We start from the raw sequence: 17,382 nt of genomic DNA on the forward strand, positions 1-17,382 counted from the left end.
GCTCACTCCCTCCAGGGTCCGAGCCGGCCACCCGACGTCAGGTCCCGCGCCGTCCCGGTGATCTCCAGGTCGAAGCGGTCGCTCGCCTCGTTCAGCAGTGCCGGTGACACGATCAGCTCGTTCGGGGACAGGGTGTCCTTGATCCGGGCCAGCCTGAGCTCGGACCAGTCGCGCCGGCCGCACATCGTCGCGGCGGCGAGGACGGCGGTCTCGTCGTCCTCCATCACCATCGGCAGCCGGGAGCGGCGTGCTCCCCCGGCGCCCGAGGTCAGGGCGTTCACGTAGCTCGCGTGCAGGTCGATCTGCTCCAGGATCCGCGCCGGAATGACATCGGCCAGGCCGAGGCCGGACGCGTTCCCGTGCGAGGCCGGCGACAGCGAGTGCACGCTGATCGCCGCGATCGACGGTGATTCGAACTCGGGAATGCCGTGCACCCAGCACCGCCCGATCACGTTCGTGTCCATCCCGGCGCCGGACTTGTCCTTGCCCAGCTCGTCCACGACCAGTACGTCGAGTTCGTCGAACGGCAGCCGGCCGAGCAGACTGCCGGCGCGTTGCAGCAACGCGTTCTCGGCCGGGCCGGCGATGCCGTCGGCATCCACCAGTTCGACCGCGGCCGTGTGCTCCAGCGCGTTCTCGAGAATGCCGAGACCACCCAGGATCTTGCCCTGGGCAATCACGATCCGGGCCGCGGCCTCGATCGAAGCGCCCAGCGACGGAATCCCGCCGGCGTGCAGGGAAGCCGCGCCGGCGTGGTTGCCCAGGCCGATCGCCAGGATCTTCGCCAGGCCGCTCTCGATCGGACCGCGGAAGTCGGTGTGCGGCTTGATCCGGTTCACCAGCAGTACGCCGTCGGCCTTGGCAGCCAGGGCGTCGTGGTGGACCGGCGTACCGTCGTCCAAGGTGCCTACGACAACGGTCTCCATGGTTGCCTCGATCGGGCAGCCAACCGACTCCGGAGTGATGCCGAGGCCGGCCAGCATTTCCCGCTGTCCGTCGGCGGTGGCGCCGCCGTGCGATCCCATGGCGGGGACCACGAACGGCTCCGCGCCGACGGATTTCAGCCAGTCCACCGCAGCCTTCACCACCGGCACCAGATCGTGAATGCCACGACTGCCGGCGGTCACCGCGATCCGTGCGCCGGGGAGGATCCGCTCCCGCAGCGGCTCCAACGCAGCCTGAGCGTCGGCGTACGGATCAGCCGAGGTCGGCAGATCCGAGAGCAGCCGCCGAATCGGCGTGACCTGCGGGATCACGCCGACCGGCCGCAGCCCCCGGATGGCTTCAAACGGTCCCCAAGAAGCACGCCTCGCTTCGCCCGGCGGGGGTGGGGTGTTCATCAGTGGCTCTGCCGCGCTACGGCCGAACCAGTGCGGCCGACCAGGAAGTCCAGGTCGCAGCCCTGGTTGGCCTGGGTGACGTGGTCGACGTACAGGCGGGCCCAGCCGCGGTCCGACGGTGGTGCCGGTGGTTGCCAGTCGGCTCGCCGATTCTCCAGCTCCTCCTCGGACACGTCCAGGTGCAGCCGCCGTGCCGGTACATCGAGCTCGATCCAGTCACCGGTGCGCACCAGCGCCAACGGACCGCCGACCGCCGCTTCCGGCGTCACATGCAGTACGACGGTGCCGTACGCCGTACCGCTCATCCGGGCATCGGAGATCCGCACCATGTCGTCGATACCTACCTCGGCGAGCTTGCGCGGGATCGTCATGTTGCCGACCTCCGGCATGCCCGGGTAACCCCGCGGCCCGGCATTCTGGAGCACCAGCACGGTGTCCTCGTCGACGTCGAGATCCGGGTCGTCGACGGCCTTGTCGTACTCCTCGATGCTGCTGAACACCAGCGCCTTGCCACGGTGCTGCGACAACCGCTCGGACGCCGCCGACTGCTTGATGACGGCACCGTCCGGCGCCAGATTCCCCTTCAGTACGGCGGTTCCGGCGCCACTGCCGAGCGGGTCGCCGACCGGCCGGATCACCGCATAGGTCTGGTTCGCCGTACCACCCGGGATGGTGGCTTCGATCCGCTGGGCGTTCGCGATGTTCTCACCCATCGTCTTGCCGGTGACCGTGATCGCGTCGGTCTTGAGCAGCGGCTCGATCTCCTTCAGCACCGCGGGCAGACCGCCGGCGTAGTAGAAGTCCTCCATCAGGTACTTGCCCGACGGCTGCAGGTCCACCAGCCACGGCACGCCACGGGCCCACTCGTCGATGTCGTCCAGGGTCAGCTCGACCCCGACCCGGCCGGCGATCGCCATCAGGTGGATCACGAAGTTCGTCGAGCCGCCGATTGCCGCATTCGCCCGGACCGCGTTCGCGAAGGCGTCCCGGGTCAGGATGTCGCTGAGCTTGAGGTCCTCCTTGACCATCTCGACGATCCGCTGACCGGACTTCTGCGCGATCGCGTAGCGGCGGGAGTCAACCGCTGGGATCGCCGCGCCACCGGTGAGCTGCAGGCCGAGCGACTCGGCCATGCATGCCATCGTGGACGCCGTACCCATGGTCATGCAGTGGCCGTTGCTGCGCGACTGACCCGACTCGGCGGCCGCGAAGTCCTCGGGCGACATCCGGCCGGCGTTGAGGTCCTGGGTGAAGCGCCAGACCGCCGTACCGGAGCCGATGTCGCAGCCGCGGAACTTGCCGTTCAGCATCGGGCCACCCGTCACCACCAGGGTGGGGAGGTCGACGCTCGCGGCGCCCATGATCGAGCCCGGGGTGGTCTTGTCGCAGCCGGTCAGCAGGACGGCGCCGTCGAGCGGGTTGCCGCGTAGTGACTCCTCGACGTCCATGCTGAGCAGGTTGCGGAACAGCATCGCAGTCGGCCGGAGCAACGTCTCGCCGAGCGACATCACCGGGAACTCCAGCGGGAAACCACCGGCTTGCCAGACACCGCGCTTGACCGCCTCGGCGACCCGGCGCAGGTGCGCGTTGCACGGCGTGAGCTCCGACCAGGTGTTGCAGATGCCGATCACCGGCCGCCCGTCGAACGCCTCCTCGGAGAAGCCCTGCGAGCGCATCCAGGACCGGTGGATGAACCCGTTCCGGCCTTCCTCGCCGAACCAATGGTCGAAACTGCGCCGTCCGGTCTTCGGCCCTTCGCTGGCATCGGGGAGGACTTCACCCTCGCGAGGATCGTTGGTAGGTGGCAGATCGGTCATCGCGACACCTCGCCTGTTGTGACAACACCATTCACCCGCCGGCTGATCCCGGCCGGGTTCGAATCCTTCAGTACGGCGGGCAGCACCGCATCCGGCGTGTCCTGGTAGGCCACCGGCCGCTGGAACCGGCGGGCCGCGGTCACGCCGACGCTGGTGTGAATCGACCCGACGGTCGAGGGGAACGGGCCGCCGTGGTGCTGCGCCCAGGAAACGGCGACGCCGGTCGGCCAGCCGTTCCACAGCACGCGACCGGCCCTTGCCGTCAGCAACGGAAGCAGCTCCCCGGCCAGTTTGGTGTCAGACGACTCCGCGTGCAGCGTGGCGGTCAGATTGCCCTCGAAGGCTTCGACAGCGGCCCTCAGCTCGTCAACGCCGTTGTATTCAACAACAATCGAGACTGGGCCGAAGCACTCCTCGAGGATCTCGTCCTGGCGGGACAGCAGTTCGGCGACCGTTGTCTGCAGCAACGTCGCACCGCCGGAGGCCCAGACGCGGACGCCCTCGACCTTCTGCAGCCGGTCGAGGCCGGAGGCGAAGCCCTCCTTGATCCGGTCGTTCAGCATGGGCGCCTCGGCCACACCGCCGGCCGCCTCGGTGAGCTGGTCCTGGAGTCCGTGACCCGCCGGCAGGAAGAGCAGGCCGGGCTTGGTGCAGAACTGGCCGACGCCGAGCGTGAACGAGCCGACGTACCCAGTGGCGATGTCCTTGCCGCGGGCATCGACCGCCGCCTGGGTGACGAAGACCGGGTTCAGGCTGCCGAGTTCGCCGTAGAACGGGATCGGCTCGGGCCGGGTGACCGCGATCTCGTGCAGCGCCTTGCCGGCGGGGACGGAACCGGTGAAGCCGGCCGCGGTGATGCGCGGGTCTTTCAGCGCGGTGACACCGACGTCGAAGCCCTGGATCAGGTTCAGTGTGCCGGCCGGGGCGCCGGCGACGCGCAGCGCCTCGATCATCACCTCGGCAGTGCGCAGGGACAGCTCTGGGTGACCGGGGTGCGCCTTGACGATCACTGGGCAACCGGCGGCCAGGGCGGACGCGGTGTCACCACCGCAGACGCTGAACGCGAACGGGAAGTTGCTGGCAGCAAACACCAGCACCGGCCCGAGCGGGACCAGCACGCGACGCAGATCCGGCCGCGGCACCGGCTTGGCGTTCGCATCGGCCGTGTCGATGACCACCTCGAGCAGCGAGCCCTCTGCGAGCACGTCCGCGAACATCCGCAACTGACCGCTGCTCCGCGCGACCTCGCCGCGCAGCCGCGGCTCCGGCAGCGACGACTCCCGCATCGCGATCGGCACCAGCTCGTCGGCGGCCGCATCCAGCGCGTCCGCCACGGCACGAATCCACCCGGCCCGTACGGCGGGCTCCGAAGCGCCCAGCGCCGGCGCGGCAGCCGCCGCATCGGCCAGAGCCTGCTCGAGCTCGGCGGGCGTGGTGTCGGGGGTCATCGCTTCTCCTCCAGGTTCTCGGTTGCCAGGAAGCGGAAGGGTTCCCGGCCTACTGCCACCGTATTCGTCAGCGTGCCGACCTCGGCGATGGTGATGGTGATGACGTCGCCCTCGGCCAGCGCGAAGTCCAGCTCGGGCACGATGCCGGTGCCGGTCGCCAGGATCACGCCGTCCGGGAAGTCGTTCGGCACGAACAGCACGTCGATCAGTTCCTGCAAGTCGCGCACCAGCTTCGCCGTGGACGTCGTACCGCTGAAGACCTCGGCGTCGCCGCGCTTGATCACCAGGTCGATGGTGAGGTCCCTCGGGTTCGCGACCTCCCAGGCGGGGCGAATCCCGGCCGCCAGCGCGCATCCGCCGGCGAACAGCTTGGCCTGCGGCACGTACAGCGGGTTGACGCCCTCGATCGAGCGCGAGCTCATGTCGTTGCAGACCGTGAAGCCGACGATCTGGCCGTGGCTGTTGGCGACGACGGCCAGCTCCGGCTCGGGTACGTCGTGCCCGGAGTCGACCCGGATGCCGACCGGCTCACCGTCCGCGACCACGCGCCAGGCCGGTGCCTTCTGGAACAGCTCTGGACGATCGGCGGTGTAGACCTTGTCGTACACGGACTGCTCGGTGCTCTCCTCCATCCGCGCACTCATCGACCGCTCATAGGTGACACCCGCGCACCAGACCTCGCCACGCCCGTCGAGCGGCGGCAGGAACCGTACGCCGTCGGCCGGCACCGGCTCGCCGAGCTTCGCGACCGCGATTCGGAGCTCGTCGACGGTCAGCCGGAGCAGCTCGGCGAAACTGCCGACTCCTTCGATCGGGGCCACCGTGTCGCCGGTGCGCACACCGACCACCGGCCCACCAGGGGACTGGTAACGGACCAAGTGCATATGTCCACCTCTCACATCGAAGTACCGAGCAACCCGCGAGTGATCTGGAAGCCGACGTTGCCGGACGCAACCGCCTTCGGAACGAGCGTGCGACTCGCGACCGCGGCGATCGTGTCGAGACCAGTTCGGGCCTGTTCCACCGCGTTGCCGGTGGCAACCGCGTCAAGGTCGTCGCCGTACTTTGCGACTGTCTCCGGATCGTTGCTGAACTCAATCACCGGCACGAAGCGCTGGGCCGACAAGGTGCCGCCGGCAACGTGGGCGAGGATCTGCTGAACACCGCCGGCGCCGAAACCGGTCGCGGTCTCCATCCAGTCGGTGCCCGGCATCCGCATCACGTGCCAGCCCGGCTCGGCGAACCGCTGCCCGTGCGCAATCGTCGACGGTGGGACCTCCGACGATCCAAGCGCTGTGGAACGGAAGCGTTCGTGCCCGAGCAGCGCACCGCGCGACGACAGTACGACGGAACCACCCGAGCCGACGATCTCGCGGCCGATCAGCGCCAGCGCCTCGGCGGTCTCGTCCGGCAACGGCCCGCGGGCTTCCAGACCGACGGTGAGTTCGCCGACCGAGCCGTCGTACTCGACCGGGGCCGGGAGGTCTTCGAAGCCGGTGAACCATTCCTTCACCTTGTTGCCGACGGCATCGAGTCCACCGTCGGCCTGGATGCTGGCCCAGCCGAAGCGGGACGGGTCGGCGCCGGCCTCGACCAGGCGGGAGCGGAAGTAGTCGTTGTGGGTCTTCTCGCAACCGTGCTCGAGCAGCAGCGCTATCCGGGTGTTCGGGTGCAGCAGGTAGCCGAGCATGGTGCGGGCGAAGGTCTCCTCAGAGGCGCCGCCGCTGCTGCCACAGCCCTCGGTGTGCGGGAGGGCGACCATCCTGGTGACGGCGTCGCCGGCCCACTTCTCCAACTCTGCTTGGGCTGCGAGCCTGAGCGCGATCTGGCCGGAGCAAAGGCTGGTCGGCAAGATCAGGCCGACTGCCTCGGGGACCAGTCTGTCGTCGACCTGTAGCAGCCTTGCCACAGTCCGCCCGGTATCCCTGAGACCGTTCAAGGGGAGGCCGTCGAGTGGAGCGTCGCGGTCTTCGGCCGGAAGGTCGGTGAGCTTGCGGCTCATCCGGCCGTCGGTGCTGATCGAGATGCCCTCGCGCGGCCCGCTCTGCCGCCAGTTGCGCCAGATCGACACCTGGCTGTGGCCGGCCCGCTCCCCCGCACTCGGCTCGCCCGACGCGACCCGGACGGTCAGGTCGAAGGTGTCCGCGGTCAGCTCGGCCATCGGCGTACCGGTGAGGTAGCGGCCCGCGTCCACGTCCATCTCGGCGTGCAAGCGCTCGTACCGTGCTGAGGTCGTGACGAACTTCAGGGTCGGGACGAACGGAAAGTTGGTGATCGAGCCGTTGCCGGTGGTGAAGAAGATCAGGTTGCAGCCGCTGCCGATCTGGCCGGCGACGGATTCGAGGTCGTTGCCGGGGCTGTCCATGAAGATGTAGCCGTTGCCCGGCAGCGGTTCGGCATAGTCGATCACGTGATCCAGGCGCACCTCGCGCGGAAGCTTGCGCGCGGCACCGATCGACTTGAGCACGATGTTGTAGAGGCCGCGGTAGACGTTGCCGCCGGACGGGTTTCCCTCGGCGGTGTGACCGTGCCAGCCAACCCGCTCCTTGAACGAACGGACGGTGGCAAGGAAGCGCTTCGCGGTCGCCAGGTCGCGCACGTTCTTCAGAACGTAGCCCTCGGCACCGATCAGCTCGTCCGTCTCCGCGAGTACGGCGGCGCCGCCATGCTTGATCACCTCGGCACCGACGAGCCCGGCGAGCGGGTTGGCCGAGATCCCCGAGAACGCGTCCGAACCGCCGCACTGCAAGGCGATCTTCAGGTCCGTCAGCGGGACCTCGACACGCTCCTGTGCATCGACCACCGGCAGCCACGGCTCGACCAGCGCGCCTGCTGACGTGAGGTCGTGTTCGAAACCGGCGCGGCGGGTGAAGTACGCGTGCGGCACCTTGATCGACGGATAGTCGTGCTCCGCCATGAAGTCCTTGATCGCCTGACCGGACACCACGTCGTCCTCGGTGTCGACGATCAGAACCGCGCCGACGTTCGGGTTCAAGGTGAAGCCGGCCAGGGTGGCGAGCAGGAAGTGCAGATTGTTCGGGACCTCGTCTTCGCCACCCTCGGTGTGCGCCACCGGTACGACGCCATCGCCGGCGTCCGCACCATCGAAACGACGGGCGAGCTCGGTGACGAAGCCGCTGCTGCGCGAGCTGGTCGCCATGATCACCACGTGGTTGCGCGTGCCGGCCGCACCCTGCTCGCGGGGGTAGCCGAGGAAGGTGCCGGGTTGCTCGACGCTGGTCACCTGTGCGCCGAAGTTCAGCGCGGACTCATCGAGCTGATAGGGGTCCAGCGGTTCGTTGACGGCCGACGGCTCGGGCGGGAGGCCTTCCACTCCGCGCGCGGTGATGGCCGCCAGGCTGGTCGGCGTACAGACGTAGTCCCCGACGGCGAGATCGCGGGTGGCGCGGGCGAACGGGGTGTTCCAGGAGGTGATGGCCTCGCCCTCACGGACCGGGCGGACGATGAAACGGTGGCCTTCCATCACGGTGTGCGGCAGCGTGACCACCGTGCCGTCGAAGTCGACCGTCGTACCGGCTTCCAGGCGTCGGGAACAGATCGCCGCGTTGTCCTCGGGCTCCGGCAGTACGCCGACCTCGTCGAACCTCAGCATGCGTCCGCCTTTCCTCACCAGATGCGACCGGCAACCTCACCGATTGTCGAGCTCTCTGGCTGACCGGCCGGGAATCGTGCATGATGCATGATTACCAGTGCCACCCTGCCGAAGACGACCGGCCGGGGTCAAGGCCGCGACCAGGATCCGGAGAAGAGCTGATGGCGGAGATCGTGGAGCCACAGGACCGGCGGTTGCTCCGGCGGCAGATGCTCGCCGACGACGTGTACGAGGCGATCAAGACGATGCTGATGGACCACGTCATCACGCCCGGCGCGCGGATCTCGATCGACGGGCTGGCGCGGGAGTTCCAGGTGTCGTCGACGCCGGTGCGGGAGGCGCTGGCACGGCTGGAGTCGGAGGGGCTCGCGGACAAGGAGCCGCTGAAGGGGTACCGGGCGACGCCGCTGCTGACGCTGGAGGAGTTCGACGACCTCTACCGATTCCGGCGGTTGCTGGAGCCGTGGGCGGCACGGCGGGCCGCCGAGCTGATCGACGACGACGGGCGGGCGCGGCTGAAGGCGGAACTGGCGAACGCGGTCGAGCCGACATCGATCGACTACGCCGGCTACAAGTCACTGACCGCGCACGACAACCGCTTCCACCTGCTGATCGCGTCACTGTCGGGAAGCGAACAGGTCCGGCTCGCCTTCGAACGGACCCATTGTCACCTGCACATTTTCCGCCTGCACTACGACCGCGACATCGGCCCAGAGGTCCTCACCGAACACCGCAACCTGGTCGAAGCCATCTGCTCCGGCGACCCAGCCGCCGCCGAGGCCGCAATGAACCAACACATCGAAAACTCCATGTCACTGCGGCTCCGGCGTATCTACGACTGAACGCTTGTTTGGGCTATGGCGTGTGGGGCACGCCGGAGGACATGGACTTGCCTGCTCCCCGCCCGGTGCTCTGGCCACTGCGCCCAGTGGGGTCCGCCGCGGTGTGGACCTCGTCGGACGCGGGACAGACCGTCGTCACCATCCGGCATGCGCACTTGCCCCAGGTAACGCCCGAGATGCTGGCCTGGTGGTACGGCCATGTGCCGGGGACGATGAAGTACGCCGGTCAGACCTTGCCGCGGTACCTCGTCTGGCATCCGCTCGACCACATCTCCTACGAGGCGGATGGCGCCGTACAGCCTGGCGTTGAGCTGCGCATTACCGAGGCACCCGGACGCGACCTCGACAAACTGATCGACATCCACGTCAGGGTCGAGCAGATCGACAGCACCGCAGCCATCATCTCCAAGCGCGTGTTAGGAGCCGCGCTGGTACGACTGGAGAACGAATTCGAGCCGGTTCACGGCGGTACGTCGTACGTGACCCGCCTGACCATCGGCGACACCACACCCGCGGCCCGGCTGTTCCTGAACCGGGTGGCGCACAACCGCGCCTTTCCACCACACAAACTCGCCGCCTGGATCCGCCACCACGTCGAAGAGATCGGCAACCTGGAAAACTTCCTCCCCGACCTCTTCCGCTACCGCTCAGACCACGAGCCTTAGTCAAGTTCGTACCGGCCGGCCGGCCGCTGACCGCCGCGCGGGCGCGAGTGAAGCCACCGTGCCGCAGCGTGGCACGACGTTACTCCGCCGGGCCGCCGCCGAAGCCGATTTCGTTGCCATCGGGGTCGTGGTAGATGACCTTGCGGACGCCGTTGGAGTAGGTCTCCCGATGCGCCGGCTCGATGCCGCGCTCGCTGATCGCGGCGATCCGGGTGTCGAGGTCGTCGACGAAGATCGTTACCTGGTCATGGCCGGCGTGCTCGGGCCGCAGTTCGACCACGAGGTACCGATGCTCAGCCAGTTCCCAGACCGCTTCGATGTCGTTCGGAAAGAAGGCCGGCGGCCCACCGAGCAAACGCTCGTACCACTCCAGCGCCGCCGGGTAGTCGGTGACCGAGTTCTCCGCAAACAGATCCAGAGTCATACCGCATCGTATGAGAAGCGTGGTGCCGTGCGGTGAACCGGCTGGATCAGCTTGTACCTACCTCTGAGCCACGGACCTGTGCCACTCACCAAGCCTCGCCGATGACGGGTCGGAAGCCCCCGCTGAGCGTCAACCGCGTGGGCTAGGTGCGGTTGGTGAGTGGCAGAGGTCCGCTCGGCGATCAGGCGGGGGCGTCGCCGTGGTCGGGGATTTCTAGTTGTACGCCGCCTTGGAGGGCGGACTGGTGGGCGTAGATGCCGGGGAGGGTGTAGCGGGCGGCGACCCAGGCGTTGACGGGTGGGAGGGTTTTGTCGGCGATCGCGCGTACGAAATCGTCGGCCAGGTAGTGGTGCGAACCTTCGTGACCGTTGTGCAGGCCGTCGAACTCGGCCGGTAGCCGGCTGCGGTCGTGCACCGGGGACAGGCCGGAGCGGAACGCGTCCCGCAGCGCCGGGTCCACGTTTGCCAGGTCGACGTCCTCGAGCGAACCGCTCGGCTTGGTCTCCATCAGGTGGCTGATGTCCTCGACGCCTTCCTTGGTCTGCCAGACGGTCGTCGTAGCCAGCTGCTCGAAGCTTCCCTCGGTGCCGAACACCCGCAGCCGCGATTCCCGGATGTGCGACGGGTAGCCGACGCGACGCATCTCGTTCGTCCGCATCACGCCGCCGTCGGCCAGCTTGAACAGCGCGGTCGCGTTGCTGAAGTCATTGTCGAACTGGCTGATTTCCTTGTCGAAGACGCCGTCGCCGCGATTGTCCTGCACCCCGATGCAGGACACGTGCGTGGCGTGCTGCCCGGTCACCGACAGAACGTTGCCCACGGCATGCGTCGGGTACAGCATCGGCGGGAACGAGGCCGTCTTCTTCCACTCCTCGCCGCCGCTGTACTGGTACGCGGCGTAGAAGCCGAGGTCCATGTCGTGGACGTAGTCGCCCTCGCTGTAGAAGATCCGGCCGAACTCACCGGCGGCAAGCTTCTGCCGGCAGTACACCGACGACGGGTAGTAGTAGCTCGTCTCGCCCATCATGTACGTCAGGCCGGTCTCCTTGACCAGCTCGATGATCCGGGCGATCTGGTCCGCCTCGATCGCCATCGGCACCGTCGAGTACACGTGTTTGCCGGCCTCGAGCGCCTTGATCGCCATCTCGCCGTGCAACCAGCGCTGAGTGAAGATCGCCATCGCGTCCACGTCGGACGTCAGCATCTCCTCGAACGACTGATAGGTGATCGAGATCCCCTGCTGCGCGGCCATCGCGGCCGTCCGTTCCGGCAGTACGTCGGTCAGCCGTACGTCGGACACGTCCGGGTGCGCCGACCACAGCCGCAGGAACGAAGGCGCGAACTGACCAGCTCCAACCACACCGATGCTCAAGCTCATGCCGACTAGGCAATCACACATTTATCTTCTGCGAAAGAACATATTCAGACGTTGGAACCTGTCGCCCACCTGCCCCCAAGCCCACCTTGAGCACCCGCCAACCATTTCGCGACGTCGACCGTGGTTGGTGCGTGCTCAAGGTCGTCCGGAAGCGGTCCGATGCGGGCTAGGGCTGGCGGGCGGTTGGAGGATCTACGCCGAGACCAGGCCTGCGGGGTCTTTCCCGGCCAGGTACGCGGCGACGGCCTCAGCGGCGATGGTGCCGGCTCGGAGGGCGGTTTGGCGGGTTGCGCCGGCCAGGTGGGGAGTCATGACGACGTTGGGGGCGGTGAGTAGGCGCGCACCCGCGGGGACCGGCTCCTCGGGGAAGACGTCGAAGGCGGCCGCGCCCAGGTGACCGGACTCCAGGGCGTCGACGGTTGCGTCATAGTCGAGCAGCCCGCCGCGTGCGGTGTTCACCAGTACGGCGCCTCGTGGCATCAGAGCGAGCTGGTCGGCGCCGATCATGCCGCGGGTCTGGTCAGTCAGCCGGGCGTGCAGGCTGACCACGTCCGACCGGCGCAGCAGCTCGTCGAGCTCAACCAGTTCGATGCCTGCAGGAGCTTGCTCGATGAAGGGGTCGACAACCAGCACTTGGGCGCCGAAGGCAAGCATCACCCGCGCCACTCGTTGCCCGATCGCGCCGTATCCGATCAGGCCGACTGTCGACCCGTCCAGTTCCAGGCCGCATTCGTCGTACGCGTAGAGGTCGCTGCGCCACTCGCCGTGCTCCAGGGTGCGTTGCAAGCGTGGGAGGTTGCGTAGGGCACCCATCATCAGGGCGACTGTGTGCTCGGCGGCGGCGACGGCATTGCGACCGGGGGTGGAGGCAACGATGATGCCGCGCTTGATTGCCGCCGGCACATTCACGTTGACCGGGCCGCCGCGGCAGACGACCAGGAAGCGCAGGTCCGGCGCCGCGTCGAGCACCCGCTCGGTGAACGGGCCCATCTGGGTCAACGCCACCTCGACGCCGGGCAGCGCCTCGACCAACTGATCCTCGGCATCGCTCGCCTCATCCACCTCGGCCACCCGCCCGTACGGCGTCAACGGCCACGGCAGCGTGACCTCACGGAGGTCGAACTCCACGCCCTTGATCGAGGACAAGGCCCTGGCGAGTAGGTCGTTGCGGACGAAGTGGTCGCCGGCGAGCAGAGTCTTGACGGTTCTCATCGAACTCCTGTTTCAACGGTGGAGCGCGGGTCAGCGCGGCTGGTCGAAGGTCGGTGCGGGGTCGGACCAGCGCGGCCGAGCCGACTCGATCCGGCGCAGGTAATGGGCGTATCCCTCGGCATAGAAGGCTGCACGGGCCGGGTCGGGGTCGACCTGGCGGGTCTCGGCGATCCACTCGGGTCCAGCGCTGTCCGGATCGACCGCACGCCGCGCGCAGATCACCGCACCTCGCGCGGCGACCTGTTCCGCATCGGTGGTGTGCAGCGGTGCGTTCAGCACGTCCGCGAGGATCTGCGTCCATTCCTTGCTGCGGGCACCGCCACCGCAGACGGTCACTCGGCCGGACCACCCGGCTGCCTCGAGGCAGTGGCGGGCGGCGTACGCGATCCCCTCACAGGTCGCGCGAACCACGTCGGCCGTCGTCGTGGACAACGAGATCCCATCGATGGTTCCGCGGGCCCGAGTATCCACGAACGGCGCGCGTTCGCCCGCCTCCGACAGGTAGGGCAGGACGGTGACGCCTTGCGCGCCGACCGGGCTTTCCGCGAGCAACGCCGGCAGGCGATCGGTTCCCACACCGACGAGCGCCAGCACCCGGTCCAGCGCGGCCGTGCCGACCATCGCGGGCATCGCGCGCAGCCAGACACCCGGTGTCCAAGTTCCGAGGAACAACCCGGCCGGCTCGCCGTCCACCGGCAGCTCCCGCGTCACCACCTGGCAGGCGAGCGTCGTACCGACAGTAAGTAATGCGTCGCCGACCTCCGAGACACCCGCGCCGGCGGCGGCTGCCGGGAGGTCGTAAGGACCGGCGGAGACTCTGGTGCCGGGGGCCATCCCGGTCGAGTCGTCGCGGAGTTCACCCACTGGCCCGGCTGCTTCCACCGGAGCCAGCAGATGCCGCAGCTCCGACAGGCCGGTCGTCGCCAGCGCCTCGTCGTCGTACTGGTTCGTCCGCGGGTCGAGGAACGGCGCGGACGCGTCCGACACGTCCGTCGCACGTACGCCGGTGAGCCGCTGCATCACCACGTCCTTGCAGTACGCCGCTGTTCCGGCGCGCGCGATTACGTCGGGCTCCTCCGCGAGTACGGCGGCCAGCAGCGGACCGGAGGCACCGGGGAACATCCGGTTGCCGGAGCGCCGGAAGACGCTCTCGGCAACGCCGTCGGTGGTCCAGCGCTCGAGGATCGCGCTGCTACGGGCGTCCAGCCAGGAGATCGCCGGACGGACCGCGGCACCGCCGTCGTCGACGAGCCAGAGGCCGTCGCCTTGGGCAGTGATCGCCAGGACGTCCGGCCGGTCCCCAACCGTGCCGGCCAGCTCACCGACCACCTCGTTGACCGAAGCAACGATCTCGGCAGTCTCGTGCTCGAACCGCCCGATCGACGGCCGGACCAGCCTGGTCGGCCGGGACGCCTCGGCCACCTGCCGCCCCGCCTCGTCGAACGCGACGGCCTTGGTGACGGTGGTGCCGACATCGACGCCGACGTCCATACTCCCCTCCTATCGGCCCCGGCGACCGGGGCCACTCAGAGTTTGGCTACCTCCACGGTCGCGCCGTGGTCACGGAGCGGCTGAATCAAGTCATTCGGGGTCTTCTCGTCCACCACTACGACGTCGAAGTCGGTCAGTGGGGCGAGCCGGTGCAGGGCGGTGCGCTGCAGTTTGCCGTGGTCGACCAGCAGCACCTTGGTCTTCGCGGCCCGCAGCATCGCCCGCTTCACCAGGACGATCTCCTCCTCCTGGTGGAACGCGTGCGTCGGCGACACCGCGGACACCGAGCAGAACAGCAGGTCGGTGTGCAGCGCCTCGACCGCCTCGGCGCACGGCATCCCGCCGAACGAGTCGTGCGTCGCGGAGTAGATCCCGCCGAGGGCAAGCAGGGTGATGTCACGCAGCGCGGCCAGCTTGGTGATCGCGGGCAGGAAGTTCGTTGCCACCGTCAACGGGGTGATGTCCTCGAACAGGTCGACCAGGGCGAGCGCGCTGGTGGAGTCGTCGAGCATCACCGACATGCCGGGCTCGATCATCGCCCGGGCGTGCCGGGCCAGCGCGGCCTTCTCGGTCTGCGCGGTGTTCAGCCGGTACGCGACGTTGCTCTCGAACACGCTGGTCGGCTGCGCGCTGACCCCGCCGCGGTACTTGCGCACCACGCCCTGCCGCTCGAGCTCGTCCAGGTCGCGGTGCACCGTCATCACACTCACGCCGAACGCCTCGACCAGATCGTTGGCCGAGACCGAGCCGTGCTCGACGACGTACGCCGCGATCTCGGCCTGCCGCCGGGCCGGGCGACTCAGTTCGGTGGTGTCACCGTCGACGTCGGATGTCATGCCAGGGTCTCCATTCGGACTGCGGGAAGGTTGTACGCCTCGAGACCCACTGTGCCGTTCTGCCAGCGGAAACGCACCAACGCCGCGGGACCGAGAGCAGGTAGCAGTCTGCGGTAGTCGTTCAGCCGCAGTCCGAGCACCCGGCAGACGAGCAGCCGGATGAGCGTGTTGTGAGCGACGACGAGCACCTTCTGGCCCTGATGCCGTTGCCCGATCTCCTGGAAGACCTCGTGCACCCGGTCCGCGGCGGCGGCCGGATCCTCACCCCCTGGGAAGTGGTCGCGCACCGGATCCAGCTGGAAGGCCTTGGCCACCGCCGGCGGGAGTTCGCTGAGCATCTTGCCCTCGGCCGAGCCGAAGTCGACCTCCCGCAACCGCGCGTCGAGAGTCGGTGTCAGGTCGAGCGCTTCCGCGGTCGGCGTGATGGTCTGCCGCGCCCGGAGCATCGGGGAGCACCAGAGCGCGTCGGGCGCATAGCCGGCTGCCCACTCTTTGAGTTGCAGCGCCTGCTGTACGCCGACCTCGTCGATCGGGAGGTCGGTCGAGCCGGTGTAGCGGTTGCCGTCATGCCACTCGGTCCGGCCGTGCCGGGCCAGCACGATCGTGGTCTTCATCCGCGGTACCCCCTGCGATCCAGTTCGGCGACGAACTCGCCGTACAGGTCCTCGAGCGGATGCGGTCGCGGCTCGAGGATGCGGTCCGTCTTGACCATCCTGCGCGCCGTCTCAGTCAGCGAGCCTCCGGCCGACGCCGCGAGTACCGCCATTCCGTACGCCGGGTCCGGTGCAGCCGGGAGTTCCACTGGTACGCCGAGGACGTCGGAGCGGAGCTGGTTCCAGTAGCCGCTGCGGACGGCACCGCCGGTGAGGGAGACGGATCGGACCGGGTCGGCGCCGAGGCTGACCAGGTGCTCGAAGGCGAGTCGCTCGATGAATGCGACGCCTTGGAGGACGGCGGCGTACGTTTCCAGGTCTGTCGCCGGCTTGCCGAGGGTGAAGCGCTCAGCCTGGGGCGCGACGAAGGGGAAGCGCTCACCGGTTTTGGTGAGCGGGTAGATGACTGCGTCGATCGGACCGGCCGCCTTGTCCAGGGCATCCAGGTCTGCGTTCGGAAGCAGTTCGGTGAGTACGCCGGCGCCGGTGCTGGACGCGCCGCCGGGCAGCCAGCCGCCGTCGGGGTGACGGTGGCTGTAGACGGCTCCGGTGGGGTCGTGGAGGAGCTCTTTGCTGACGCCTTTGAGTACGAGCGTCGTACCGAGGACTGAGTTCCAGGCGCCTGGGGTGAGGGCGCCGGCGGCGAGTTGGGCGGCGCAGCCGTCGGTCATGCCGGCGTAGACAGGGAGGCCGGATGGGGTGCGGCCGAGTTCGGCGCCGGGGAGGACGACGTCGGGGAAGGCTGTTGGGGGCAGATCGAGTTTGCCGAAGGCTTGGGGCCAGGTGTCGGCCTGGAGGTCGTAGCCGGTTTTGAGGGCGTGGCTGGTATCGGTCGCGACGGGGTGGCCGACGAGGTGGGCCGCGACGAAGTCGGCGCTGTGGACGACGCGGTGATCCTCGAGGCGGATTCCCTCCGCGGCCAGCCAGAGGATCTTGGGGAGGGCCCAGGTCGGCTGCATTGCGGTCGACCAGCGGTCGGGGTCGGCGTCCACGATCCGATCGCGCTGTTCGGCCGCGCGGGCGTCGTCGTACATCAGGGCCGTGGTGACCGGGCGGCCTTGCGGGTCGGTGAGGAGGAAGGTGCCGGAGGTGGAACAGATCGCGATGCCCGCGATGTCGCCGGTGGTGACCTCGGCGAGGACAGCGTCGACGGCGTCGAGCCAGCTCTGCGGGTCCTGCTCGTGGCGTGGACCGTCGCGGTGGCTGGTCAGCGGGCGGGCGGCGCGGGCAAGGACGGCGCCATCGGCATCGGCGAGAACGGCGCGCACACTCTGCGTGCCGAGGTCGACGCCGATCCAGGCCGGTCCTCCCACGTAACGCCTCCCAGGTCAGTCCTCCCCCGCCCGAGCGGAGCGAGGAAGTTCCTCCCCACCCGAGCGGAGCGAGGGTGTGTTATCTGTGTTGGTAACATAACACCAGAAGACGGTAAGAAAATGCCAGCCTTCGGCCGAACCCGGCCATCTCTCACCGTGCGCGGACCTGCGCCACTCATCAAGCCCCACCGGCGGACGACCCAGGCCTGACACTGAGCGTGGGGATCCAAACCGCGGACGGCTTGGTGAGTGGCAGAGGTCCACCGAGGCGGGCGCTAGACGCGACTCGGCTCCCGGGGCTGGGAGCCTCGGGAGCCGGGTGCCGCCCGCCACTGCGCCTGGCGGCAGGT

The 17,382-nt window shown here is 68.5% G+C and carries 14 protein-coding genes; 2 read left to right on the plus strand and 12 right to left on the minus strand.

Annotation, left to right across the window (positions count from 1 at the left end; all coding sequences use genetic code 11):
* Nucleotides 1-2: 2 nt before the first annotated feature.
* The 5 genes from EV646_RS33810 to EV646_RS33830 are packed head-to-tail and all read right to left on the minus strand — an operon-like array spanning nt 3 to nt 8,218.
* On the minus strand, nt 3-1,340 hold the full coding sequence (locus EV646_RS33810; RefSeq protein WP_132155963.1) for a nickel pincer cofactor-dependent isomerase, group 22: 1,338 nt from the start codon (nt 1,338-1,340) through the stop codon (nt 3-5).
* Nucleotides 1,340-3,157 (minus strand): IlvD/Edd family dehydratase, encoded by a 1,818-nt coding sequence (locus tag EV646_RS33815; protein ID WP_132155965.1) that lies wholly within the window; start codon nt 3,155-3,157, stop codon nt 1,340-1,342. Before EV646_RS33815 ends, EV646_RS33810 begins: the two co-directional genes overlap by 1 nt.
* Entirely contained in the window at nt 3,154-4,605 is a 1,452-nt protein-coding gene (locus EV646_RS33820; RefSeq protein ID WP_132155967.1) for an aldehyde dehydrogenase (NADP(+)), read from the minus strand. The genes EV646_RS33815 and EV646_RS33820 overlap by 4 nt, the downstream gene beginning before the upstream one ends.
* Nucleotides 4,602-5,489, minus strand: coding sequence for a fumarylacetoacetate hydrolase family protein (locus EV646_RS33825; RefSeq protein ID WP_132155969.1), 888 nt, complete (start codon nt 5,487-5,489; stop codon nt 4,602-4,604). The genes EV646_RS33820 and EV646_RS33825 overlap by 4 nt, the downstream gene beginning before the upstream one ends.
* Nucleotides 5,490-5,500: 11 nt before the next feature.
* Nucleotides 5,501-8,218 (minus strand): UxaA family hydrolase, encoded by a 2,718-nt coding sequence (locus EV646_RS33830; protein ID WP_132155971.1) that lies wholly within the window; start codon nt 8,216-8,218, stop codon nt 5,501-5,503.
* 161 nt (nt 8,219-8,379) lie between these two features.
* Here EV646_RS33830 and EV646_RS33835 point away from each other — a divergent pair, with 161 nt between their 5' ends.
* Nucleotides 8,380-9,060, plus strand: coding sequence for a GntR family transcriptional regulator (locus EV646_RS33835; RefSeq protein ID WP_132155973.1), 681 nt, complete (start codon nt 8,380-8,382; stop codon nt 9,058-9,060).
* A 41-nt stretch (nt 9,061-9,101) separates the two neighbouring features.
* Nucleotides 9,102-9,725 carry a DAPG hydrolase family protein gene (locus EV646_RS33840; protein WP_158291098.1) on the plus strand — a complete coding sequence of 208 codons (624 nt, stop codon included), beginning with the start codon at nt 9,102-9,104 and terminating at the stop codon, nt 9,723-9,725.
* A 79-nt stretch (nt 9,726-9,804) separates the two neighbouring features.
* On the opposite strand, the gene EV646_RS33845 is transcribed toward EV646_RS33840, so the two are convergent.
* From EV646_RS33845 to EV646_RS33875, 7 genes are all read right to left on the minus strand, one after another.
* Nucleotides 9,805-10,149, minus strand: a complete 345-nt coding sequence (locus tag EV646_RS33845; RefSeq protein WP_132155977.1) for a VOC family protein — start codon at nt 10,147-10,149, stop codon at nt 9,805-9,807.
* Nucleotides 10,150-10,330: 181 nt separating this feature from the next.
* Nucleotides 10,331-11,527, minus strand: a complete 1,197-nt coding sequence (locus EV646_RS33850; RefSeq protein WP_132155979.1) for a Gfo/Idh/MocA family protein — start codon at nt 11,525-11,527, stop codon at nt 10,331-10,333.
* A 192-nt stretch (nt 11,528-11,719) separates the two neighbouring features.
* Complete coding sequence (locus tag EV646_RS33855) at nt 11,720-12,739, minus strand: 2-hydroxyacid dehydrogenase (RefSeq protein WP_132155981.1); 1,020 nt, start codon at nt 12,737-12,739, stop codon at nt 11,720-11,722.
* A gap of 30 nt (nt 12,740-12,769) precedes the next feature.
* Nucleotides 12,770-14,230 carry an FGGY-family carbohydrate kinase gene (locus tag EV646_RS33860; RefSeq protein ID WP_132155983.1) on the minus strand — a complete coding sequence of 487 codons (1,461 nt, stop codon included), beginning with the start codon at nt 14,228-14,230 and terminating at the stop codon, nt 12,770-12,772.
* A 35-nt stretch (nt 14,231-14,265) separates the two neighbouring features.
* Complete coding sequence (locus EV646_RS33865; RefSeq protein ID WP_132155984.1) at nt 14,266-15,066, minus strand: DeoR/GlpR family DNA-binding transcription regulator; 801 nt, start codon at nt 15,064-15,066, stop codon at nt 14,266-14,268.
* Nucleotides 15,063-15,680, minus strand: coding sequence for a histidine phosphatase family protein (locus EV646_RS33870; RefSeq protein ID WP_132155986.1), 618 nt, complete (start codon nt 15,678-15,680; stop codon nt 15,063-15,065). The genes EV646_RS33865 and EV646_RS33870 overlap by 4 nt, the downstream gene beginning before the upstream one ends.
* Nucleotides 15,677-17,032, minus strand: coding sequence for an FGGY-family carbohydrate kinase (locus EV646_RS33875; RefSeq protein WP_132155988.1), 1,356 nt, complete (start codon nt 17,030-17,032; stop codon nt 15,677-15,679). The genes EV646_RS33870 and EV646_RS33875 overlap by 4 nt, the downstream gene beginning before the upstream one ends.
* Nucleotides 17,033-17,382: the final 350 nt, after the last annotated feature.

Source organism: Kribbella antiqua (assembly GCF_004345665.1).
Taxonomy (GTDB): domain Bacteria; phylum Actinomycetota; class Actinomycetes; order Propionibacteriales; family Kribbellaceae; genus Kribbella; species Kribbella antiqua.